1 protein-coding gene and 1 pseudogene are annotated in these 2,181 nt (G+C 62.1%); both read right to left on the bottom strand.

Annotated features, from left to right (window positions below; all coding sequences use genetic code 11):
* Positions 1-65: 65 nt before the first annotated feature.
* Positions 66-1,132: pseudogene (locus AC1D01_RS34635) on the bottom strand (IS256 family transposase).
* 20 nt (positions 1,133-1,152) lie between these two features.
* Positions 1,153-1,386 (bottom strand): hypothetical protein, encoded by a 234-nt coding sequence (locus tag AC1D01_RS34630; RefSeq protein ID WP_477874033.1) that lies wholly within the window; start codon positions 1,384-1,386, stop codon positions 1,153-1,155.
* Positions 1,387-2,181: the final 795 nt, after the last annotated feature.

Here is a 2,181-nt window from a genome sequence, read left to right as displayed (position 1 = left end):
TTGAGGGGCTGTCAGGATTTCTGTGTGCGAGGCGGTTGAGATGAATTGGCTATTGGCCGACTCGCTTATCGACTGCCGTGCGCCGGCAGTGTGAATCGCTCTTCGTAGACCACAGCGAATTGGTTCATCGCGGGGCGCCACTCCTTGGCTGCGCGTCCCCAGTCAGCCGTGATGTTGCGCAGTGCCAGCCAGATCAGCTTGGTGGCCGCGTCGTCGCTGGGGAAGTGCCCGCGCGTCTTGATGATCTTGCGCAGCTGGCTGTTGATGCTCTCGATCGCGTTGGTCGTGTAGATCACGCGGCGCACCTCCGGCGGGAACGCGAAGAACGGTATCACGCGATCCCAGGCGCGGCGCCAAGCGGCCGTGACCGTCGGGTACTTCTGCCCCCACGGACCGTGCTCGAACTCGTCCAGCGCCTGCGCTGCGGCCTCCGCACTGGTGGCCGTGTACACCGGCTTGAGCGCGCCCGCCAGCGGCCGGCGGTCCTTCCAGCCCGCGTAGTCCAGGCTGTTGCGGATCAGGTGGACGATGCACGTCTGCAGCGTGGTGGCCGGGAACACCGCGCCCAGCGCCTCGCCGATGCCCTTGAGCCCGTCCGTGACCGCAATCAGGATGTCGCCCACGCCTCGCGTCTTCAGGTCATTGAAGACCTTCATCCAGAACTTCGCGCCTTCGGTGTTCTCGATCCACAGCCCCAGGATGTCGCGTGTGCCGTCGGCCAGCACGCCCAGCGCCAGGTACACCGCCTTGTTGCGCACCACCGCCTCCTCCCGGATCTTCACCCTCAGCGCGTCGAAGAACACCACCGGGTACATCACCTCCAGCGGCCTCGATTGCCAGGCCGTCACCTCGGCCATCACCGCGTCCGTGACCGAGCTGATGAACTCCGGCGACACCTGCGTCTGGTACTGCTCGGCCAGGAACGCCTGGATCTCGCGCCCAGGTGATGGCTCAGCTCGCCACCCAGCGCCCGCTCGATCAGCGCCTTCTTGAACGCCATCGACGCTTCCGCTATCGCCTCGGCCGTCATCGGCCCTTGAGTGAATTGATCCAGCAGTTCCTTCGGGATCTTCGGCAGCGCCGCCGTCCTCGCAGCGATCGCCTCGTTCTTCGTCTTCGTCTTGCTTGGCATACATGCTCCTGGTCGTCATGCTATGCCTCGCACACAAAATTACTGACAGGCTCACTCAGGATTTGGGCTTTGCCATACACGTCGTCGCCATCAAGGGTTTCCTGCGGTTCGTCGAAGTCCACCCAGTAGTAGAACTCCGGCCCTTTCAAGGTGTCGACGGGCTCCGGCTCACTGRCGATTGTTGCAATGGATGACTTCTTCCATCCTCCAGAAGACGAGACCAGAACACGATCACGCAGGGCAAAGTTTTTCATTGGAACCCGACCATCCAGCGCGGCCAAAAGCAGTCACCGACCACCGACAAGGACGGGCAGATCAATCTGAGCCTCAGGTTTGCGAGTCCATGCGTTGTCACCATCATTATTCATACCGACCGATGACGATGCCGGAGGCTTGTATCTCCTCCGCGCTCGCTGGACGAAGAGCATTCATCGCGTCGCAGTGAGGGCACCTGGCTGACCCCTCACTCCGCCAACGTTCCGGCGGTTGAATCAGCCGTGCGTCTGCAAACTGGGAGCCTTCCTCGGTGCACTCGATACTGATCTCACCGCAGCCCCAACACTTGACCAACAACAACGAAGTACCTTGTCCGCAAACCGGGCAAGACTCTCTCAGATGCCAAGTAGGCGAATCGATTTGCATAGCGCGCGCGGGGCAGAAGACTGGGGCGTCAAAGTGAGGGGCTAGCCTATCCGAAAGCCGTCGTCCGCGAACTTCCACTCCTGGCCGACTGCTGGCTCTGAGCGGGACGGTGCGCGGGTGGTCAGGCGATATCCCAGCCTGCTGCTCTCGCCTCTGTCGCCGTTGCGAATGTGATGACCTTCGGCGCGAAACGCCCGCCAGTGCTTACCAGGCACTCCAAGGTGGCGTCCTGGAAGGTGAGCACAAAGTGTTCCTTGTCGCGCGGGTGGTCAGGCGATATCCCAGCCTGCTGCTCTCGCCTCTGTCGCCGTTGCGAATGTGATGACCTTCGGCGCGAAACGCCCGCCAGTGCTTACCAGGCACTCCAAGGTGGCGTCCTGGAAGGTGAGCACAAAGTGTTCCTTGTC

Source organism: Rhizobacter sp. P3_B12 (assembly GCF_056402895.1).
The sequence above is the reverse complement of the archived record's forward strand: the minus strand, read 5'-3'. Positions and strand labels throughout refer to the sequence as shown.